We start from the raw sequence: 7,005 nt of genomic DNA, 5'->3' as shown, positions 1-7,005 counted from the left end.
TCATAAGATCATCCAAACAGTGTTTACGCGGTATAAATCAAATATACGGCTACAAATTTCGTCCGAAGCTAACGTTGGCGGCAACGTAGGCAGCATAAGCGAGTTCTTTTTCGCCCCATATATGGGCAAACAGCATCGAAAACGAGAAAATCCCGTAAATATTGTGGTATGTTGGTTTACGGGAATGACAGTGCTAAAACGATTATCACCCCTTACATCCAGATGATGTGAGGGGTGCTTTATTTCTAAACCGACGAAAACAGTTATTTGTCACAAGAATCAGGGGATTTGGCAAGTTCATTGGATATAAAGATTTTGCTACAATAAGTCTTGATGAGAGACTACGACACATTTCGCTTTCTATCAGAAAAATCTTCGGGAGTGCTGGAGTTTGGCGCTGTTCGCATGGCGCTGCTGGACATCGAATCAGGGTTTTGGAGTATTCGGCGTCAAGTCGAAGCACTGATCGGCTTTCAGCTAACCAATTCCGTTTTTCAGCAGGCGGGCGCGAATGGGGGCGCATCTTTTGCAAAATCTTTTGGCACGCCAAAAAGCACTACTGAAGAACAGCAATTCTTCGAGAATTGTCTTCAGGCGTACCAAACCGCCGGTTTTGGTCACTTTAACATCGTCGATTCGCACTGGCAGGAGGGCAAAGTTCTCGTGCGGGGGCAGAATACATTTGAAGCCTGGATGATGCAACGTCACGACCAGCAAGCTGACGTCCAGGTTTGTGCCTACACAGCCGGTGTACTGGTTGGCTTTGTCAATATCATTGGTGAGCGGCAGGATATCGTCTGTATCGAGCATCAATGTCAGGCAAAGGGTGATCCGTTTTGTGAGTTCGAGCTGCTGCCGGTGGCTGAAGCCGAGCATCAATCCGTCGTCTCGATCACGCCCGATCCCATGCTGGGACGTCAGATCAACTTGCTGGAAATGCTCTTTGAGCGTATGCCGATGGGCATTGCCGTGATCGATCGAGATTTCAATCTGGTGCGCTGCAACCCGACCTGGGCGGCGTTTATTGACCAATACACCCCATCGGAAGCGGTGCAAGTTCTGCCGGGCGCCTATCTTTTTGATTTGGAACCCGGCACCGAAGATGTCATCATCCCCTTATTCGAGCAGGTCTTCAAGGGGGAAACTATCCATCAAGACGCGGTGCGTATTGAATCGGGCGGTATCGTATCTTTTTGGGACATCGTCCTCTCTCCCTTATATGAAAATGAACAGGTCGTTGGCTTGCTCAATGTTTCGATTGACGTTACGGAGCGGGTAAAGATTTACCAGACTCTTGAACAACGAGTCACCGAGCGTACCCATGAAGTTGAACGCAGGCGCGAAATCGCAGAAAGCCTGCGCGATATTATAGGCATGATCAACGCCAATATGCCGCTGGATACCTTTCTGGAAAAGGCGGTCAGGTTGGCGACGCAGCGTGTTGGCGCAGCGGCATGTGTTTTGCATCATTTTGATCTCGAAGCAGAAGAAATTGAACACATGGCGAGCTATGGTATGGCAGGCATGTTCCCTAAACGGGGCAGGCGTCATTTCAGCGCACTTAAGGTCTCCGGCGGCGAGATGTACCTGCTCGCTACCCTAAAGCGCAAACCAACCTACACCAACTACCCGCCCCTGCCCGAACGGGTCGATGAGATCAAACGCGACACAACCATTCCTGATGAAATCAAAACAGAGCGCATTGCCTTGCGCAGCGCCTTTGCCGGTTCGCTTTCGGTACCATTATTCATTCAGGATGCTGTCTACGGCGGCATGGTTTTTTACTACAAAGTGGCGCAAGAATTTACCGATGAGCAAATCCAACTCGCGCTCACCTTTGCCGAGCAGGTTTCGCTTGCCATCGAAAATGCGCACCTGCGCGAAAAAGTGGAGCAAACCGCCGTAACCACAGAGCGAAATCGACTGGCGCGTGACCTGCACGACGCGGTCTCGCAAACTCTCTTTTCCGCCAGCCTGATCGCAGATGTACTGCCGAAATTATGGGATCGTGACCCCGAATTGGGAAAAGAAAAACTGGATGAATTGCGTCAGCTCACACGGGGAGCGCTCTCCGAGATGCGCACGCTGCTTTTGGAATTACGCCCCGCGTCGCTCGTGGACATTGACTTGGTCGATCTCCTTCAGCATTTGGTCAACGCCTTTACCGGGCGCACCCGAGTGCCTGTGAACTTGGTCGCCGATGGACAGGTGGACCCCGCCCCCGAAATCAAGGAAGTCTTTTTCCGCGTAGCGCAGGAGGCGCTGAACAACATCAGCAAACATGCCGGTGCGACACAGGTTACCGTCAACCTGGCACGAGATGAGAAAAAGATGCTGCTCGAAATTCGGGATGACGGCATCGGTTTTCACCCCGAAGATGTTACCGCTGAAAGTTTGGGGCTGGGCATCATGCGCGAACGTGCGGATGCCATCCATGCCGAATTGGAAATCAAGAGCGAACCCACTCAAGGGACGTATATAAAATTATTTTGGGAGGCTGCCAGAAAATGACAGAAGAAAAATTGATCCGCGTGATGCTGGTCGATGACCACGCCGTTGTGCGCAGCGGGCTATCCACTTTTTTGTTGACCTGCGATGATATGGAACTGGTGGGGGAAGCATCCAGCGGGGAGCAGGCACTCAGCCTGTGCCCGCAGACCAAGCCGGATGTCGTATTGATGGATCTCGTCATGCCCGGCATGGACGGCGCTACGGCAACTCGCAAATTCCGGGAACGATGTCCCGAAATCCAGGTGATCGTCCTGACCAGTTTTAAGGAACAAGAGCTGGTTCAGGGCGCCTTGCAAGCGGGTGCGATCGGTTATCTGCTCAAGGATGTCAGCGCCGATGAATTGGCAAATGCCATTCGTGCGGCGTATGCGGGCAAACCGACTCTGGCACCCGAAGCCGCCCAAGCCCTGATCGATGCCACGCGAATGCCCGCCGAAAAAATCGGCTTTGACCTGACCGAGCGCGAAAAAGAAGTGCTGGCTCTGATGACGGAGGGGTTAAATAACAGCCAAATCGCGGATCAACTGGTGGTCAGCCGCTCGACGGCGAAGTTTCATGTGAGCAGTATCCTGTCCAAATTGGGAGCGTCCAGCCGCACCGAAGCAGTTGCAACCGCCTTGAAGCATAACCTGGTCAAGTAGACAGGTTCGAGACTCCCCAACGGGTCAGCATCCAAACTCCCCGAGCTACTGATGTGCTTCGGGGAGTTTTTTTGTATTCTTAGGTCGTTGACAATTCTAGCGAAAGGAAATCGATATGAAAAACAAAAATCAGCTTGGGTTTCTGATCATTTTGGCTGCGGCAATCTTTAGTGCTTTGGCTTTTGTGATCTTTCCGGCGATGAAGATTAATGACCGGCAAAGCATAAACCAACCGGATCAGGTCGTGCAGGATTTTTATACTTGGTATCTGGCTTACGACGGCAATCCGCTGGTGGACAAAGCCTACCAATCCAGTTCGTTTCTCAGCACGGACTTCATCACCTTTTTAGACGATTTCACACAAGCGGAGATGCGCTACGACCCGATCTTGTGCGCGCAGGACAAGCCGACGGAAATCAACACCTCACAGGCGCAGGTTTCCGGCGCTCAAGCCAGTGTTGAAGTCTCGACCAGCCTTGCTGGTCATCAGTTCACGGTTGAATTAGTGCAAATTGATAACGCCTGGTTAATGAACCGGGTGATTTGCCAACCTTAATTTTTGCAAGAAAGTGAGTGAAAATCATGGACTCCCAAAAACGAACGTTGCGAGAGATCACAACAAAAACCATCATTATTCACACGATTACATATTTTGCTGTTGGGCTGGTAGCATATTCCCTTTTTGATTACACAACCCAGTTTGCTGACCCAGCCCTGAAATCGCTGATGAGACCGACCGACGATCCGCTGGTGCAGGCGGGTGTGCTTTTGCAGCCCATTCGCGGACTGTTATTCGGCTTGATCTTTTATCGTCTGCAAAAGGCTTTTTTCCAGAGCGAAAAAGGGTATCTAAACATCTGGCTGATTCTGGTTGTAGTGGGCATCTTCTCGACCTTTGGCACCGCGCCCGGCTCTATCGAAGGACTGATCTATACCAAAGCGAAATTCGCGGGCATGTGGATGGGACTTTCCGAAGTACTGCTGCAATCCTTCCTGCTCGCATATCTGACCTGGTATTGGGTCAAGCATCCTGAAAAGAAATGGCTGGGCAGGGTATTTGTCACGATCTTTGTGGTGGCACTCTTGCTACCCGCGCTTGGGCTTTTAGCCGCTTTGACAATGATATAACCTACCCACCTGACCAGTCTCAAGTCTCCCCAAGTCGCTGATGTGCTTGGGGAGATTTTCTTTTATGCTTTCTATACAGCAGTAAAGGAGACAAGTATGACACGCACCAACGACTATGTGATCGAAACCCATCATTTGGGTAAATCTTTTGGGGATGTACAGGCGCTTCGCGGCGTGGATTTGAACGTGCCGAGGCATTCTATTTTCGGATTTCTCGGTCCGAACGGTGCCGGCAAAACCACGCTGATGAAGACCTTGCTCGGTTTGGTACGCCCTACATCCGGCAGCGGGACGATCTTTGGGCACGATATTGTGGACGAGAGCGTCGCCATCCGCGAGCGGATTGGCTACTTGCCGCAGCAGCCGCGCTTCATCGACCACATGACCGCACGCGAAAATTTAATTTTCGCAGCACACTTCTTTTTTAGCGGTACCCAAGCCAAAATCCGGGCGCGATGCGATGAGATGCTTGCGTTGGTCGGGTTAGCCGAAAAGGCGAATCGTCCCATCAAGGGCTTTTCCGGCGGCGAGAAACAACGTCTCGGCATCGCACTGGCACAAGTCAACTATCCCGATCTGCTCATCCTGGACGAACCCGCCTCGGCGCTCGATCCGCTGGGTCGCCAATCCGTGCTGGATATTATGGCGCGTTTGCGCAAGCACACCACCATTTTTTATTCAACCCATATTTTGGATGATGTGCAGCGTGTTAGTGATACGGTCGCGATCCTGAATCGGGGGCAGGTCGTGGCGAGCGGCTCGATTGAAAGTATTTTGAACGGAAAGGATGGCGTGGTCTACTCGATCAAATTGAAAGGCACGCCGAGCGGATTGGAGAAACGACTAGGGGCGTTGCCCTGGGTCACGCATACAGCGGTGTCGCAAGGTGATGGTGCCAGTCTTTGGCAGGTCAGTGTCAGCGACGAGGCTGCGGCTGAAGCGAATTTGCTGCGGGCAGTGCTGGCAGACTCGACGGTCACGGTGACAGAGTTCAGCCGCAAAAAGTATGAATTGGAAGAAGTTTTTATGGATATTGTGAAGGGAGATGGCGATGAGCGCTAACACAGAATTAGAACGGGTGACTGAATGGCATGGATTGCGCGGCTTTGCCAATTTGCTGCATAAAGAAAACCGCGCCTGGTGGGGCACGCGCCGCTGGTGGATTAACGCCATTTTGTGGTCGGGCATGTTGGGCGGCTTGGTGGTTGTGATGTTATTCATGCTGCCCACCGTCGCCGCAGCCACCGGTGATCCGGCGGTTGCCGCGGCGGGCGGTCCGCTTCCCTTTGGCTTGCAAATGGCGCGCAGCATTTTCTTTGAGATGGGCAGTATGGCATTGGCGCTTGGCGCGATTGTGCTCAGCCAGGACTTGATTTTGGCTGAAAAGCATTCCGGTGTGACCGAGTGGCTGCTGGCGAAACCGGTTGCCCGCCGTTCTTATGTCTTGGCAAAGTTGAGCGCCGCGATAGCAGCCGTTTTGCTGCTGCTGATTGCGCTCCCGGCGCTGGTCACGTATTTGCTGTTTTTTGTGCGACTCGGTTCACTGTATCCGTTTTTGCCCTTTTTGAGCGGCGTTGGCATTATGGCTGTCCACACCCTGTTTTACCTGACGCTGACCCTGATGCTGGGCACATTCTTTGATAGTCGTGCGCCCATCTTGGGCATTGCGCTTGGCGTTGCGATGGGCGGCAGCCTGATCGGCGGCTTAATCCAGGAGTTGATGTACGTCATGCCCTGGTCGCTGGGGAAAATGGCAGCCTTGATCGCAGATAGCCAACCCGTCCCGGCAGAGATGTTGTGGTCGCCGCTGGTAGCATCACTGCTTTGGAGCGTGGTCTTCACCGTTCTTGCGCTCGTGAAATTTGAAAGAATAGAGTTTTAGTGATGTCAAGAAGATTTACCGGCGTTATGTTGATTTTTATTGCTGCGTTTCTGTACGCCACTCGGTATATCGCTGCTGCCATCTTTGGCGCGTCGATTGCCAATAATTGGAGCGCAGAACTCTTCGCCGCCATGTTGCAATATGTTGGTGCCGAATTGGTCAACTGGAGTATGGTCGCTCTGGTGGCGGGGATTGCCTATCTGATTTGGGCAGAATTTGACGCCCGCAAATCTGAATAAATTTAGGAGAATAAGGATGTCATCCGTTGCTGTATCTACAAGAAGTGTGAACTGGAAAGAAGTCGGGCTATTTGTTGGGCTAACGATTACCTTGAGTTGGTTGATAGACCTGGTTTTATGGCTCAAATTTGGCTACAGCGAATATGCGCAACTATTCTTTCAACTCCAGATGTTGATTCCTGCGTACGTTGCGATCTTTTTGCAACGTTATGTCTTCAAAAACAGCCCGTTGTACCTGCACAATTACCATGAACGTCCGCGCTGGTTCTTCAACTTCTACATCATCTTCACCCTGTTCTTCACAGCCTTGGTGATTCTGACCACATTACGCCCCGACCTGTATCCCGCTCCGCTTGCCGGACTGGTGATGCTTGCCTTGGTGGTCTCTCTGGTCATTCTGCTGATTGTCCGCTTCGCCAGCGGAAAAGATGCCTTTCAGCAAGCCGGGCTTTCCGGCGGCAAGTGGTATCTCTGGTTGCTGGTTTGGGTAGTTGTGATGGCTTACCTGGGCTTGCAAATTCTGCTCAACATCGTTGCCGGTTTGGGCTATCACCTTGATTTTGTACAAAATAACCCATGTTCTATTCTGATGATGCAAAATAGT

At 51.7% G+C, this 7,005-nt stretch carries 8 protein-coding genes; all 8 read left to right on the top strand.

Features of this window, described 5'->3' with window-relative positions:
• Positions 1-333 precede the first annotated feature (333 nt).
• Positions 334-2,511, top strand: coding sequence for a GAF domain-containing protein (locus HN413_16975; protein ID MBT3392094.1), 2,178 nt, complete (start codon positions 334-336; stop codon positions 2,509-2,511).
• 23 nt (positions 2,512-2,534) lie between these two features.
• Positions 2,535-3,152: a response regulator transcription factor gene (locus HN413_16970; protein MBT3392093.1), complete on the top strand. Its 618-nt coding sequence runs from the start codon at positions 2,535-2,537 to the stop codon at positions 3,150-3,152.
• Positions 3,153-3,267: 115 nt separating this feature from the next.
• Positions 3,268-3,708: a DUF3828 domain-containing protein gene (locus tag HN413_16965; protein MBT3392092.1), complete on the top strand. Its 441-nt coding sequence runs from the start codon at positions 3,268-3,270 to the stop codon at positions 3,706-3,708.
• A gap of 26 nt (positions 3,709-3,734) precedes the next feature.
• Positions 3,735-4,280, top strand: a complete 546-nt coding sequence (locus HN413_16960) for a hypothetical protein (protein MBT3392091.1) — start codon at positions 3,735-3,737, stop codon at positions 4,278-4,280.
• A 96-nt stretch (positions 4,281-4,376) separates the two neighbouring features.
• Positions 4,377-5,342: an ABC transporter ATP-binding protein gene (locus HN413_16955; GenBank protein ID MBT3392090.1), complete on the top strand. Its 966-nt coding sequence runs from the start codon at positions 4,377-4,379 to the stop codon at positions 5,340-5,342.
• Positions 5,332-6,162 (top strand): ABC transporter permease subunit, encoded by an 831-nt coding sequence (locus HN413_16950; protein ID MBT3392089.1) that lies wholly within the window; start codon positions 5,332-5,334, stop codon positions 6,160-6,162. The genes HN413_16955 and HN413_16950 overlap by 11 nt, the downstream gene beginning before the upstream one ends.
• Positions 6,163-6,164: 2 nt before the next feature.
• Positions 6,165-6,401, top strand: coding sequence for a hypothetical protein (locus tag HN413_16945; GenBank protein ID MBT3392088.1), 237 nt, complete (start codon positions 6,165-6,167; stop codon positions 6,399-6,401).
• Positions 6,402-6,417: 16 nt separating this feature from the next.
• Positions 6,418-7,005 (top strand): hypothetical protein (locus HN413_16940; protein MBT3392087.1); only part of this gene is annotated, 588 nt, incomplete at its 3' end.

The sequence above is a fragment of the Chloroflexota bacterium genome, from assembly GCA_018648225.1.
In the GTDB taxonomy this organism is placed as follows: Bacteria; Chloroflexota; Anaerolineae; order Anaerolineales; family UBA11858; genus NIOZ-UU35.
This window is presented reverse-complemented; position numbering and strand designations above follow the sequence as displayed.

Bases quoted from the DNA above. Each gene is read 5' to 3' on its own strand.
- HN413_16975 (MBT3392094.1), top strand. From the start codon at position 334: ATGAGAGACTACGACACATTTCGCTTTCTATCAGAAAAATCTTCGGGA.
- HN413_16945 (MBT3392088.1), top strand. From the start codon at position 6,165: ATGTCAAGAAGATTTACCGGCGTTATGTTGATTTTTATTGCTGCGTTT.
- HN413_16955 (MBT3392090.1), top strand. From the start codon at position 4,377: ATGACACGCACCAACGACTATGTGATCGAAACCCATCATTTGGGTAAA.
- HN413_16960 (MBT3392091.1), top strand. From the start codon at position 3,735: ATGGACTCCCAAAAACGAACGTTGCGAGAGATCACAACAAAAACCATC.
- HN413_16970 (MBT3392093.1), top strand. From the start codon at position 2,535: ATGCTGGTCGATGACCACGCCGTTGTGCGCAGCGGGCTATCCACTTTT.
- HN413_16950 (MBT3392089.1), top strand. From the start codon at position 5,332: ATGAGCGCTAACACAGAATTAGAACGGGTGACTGAATGGCATGGATTG.
- HN413_16965 (MBT3392092.1), top strand. From the start codon at position 3,268: ATGAAAAACAAAAATCAGCTTGGGTTTCTGATCATTTTGGCTGCGGCA.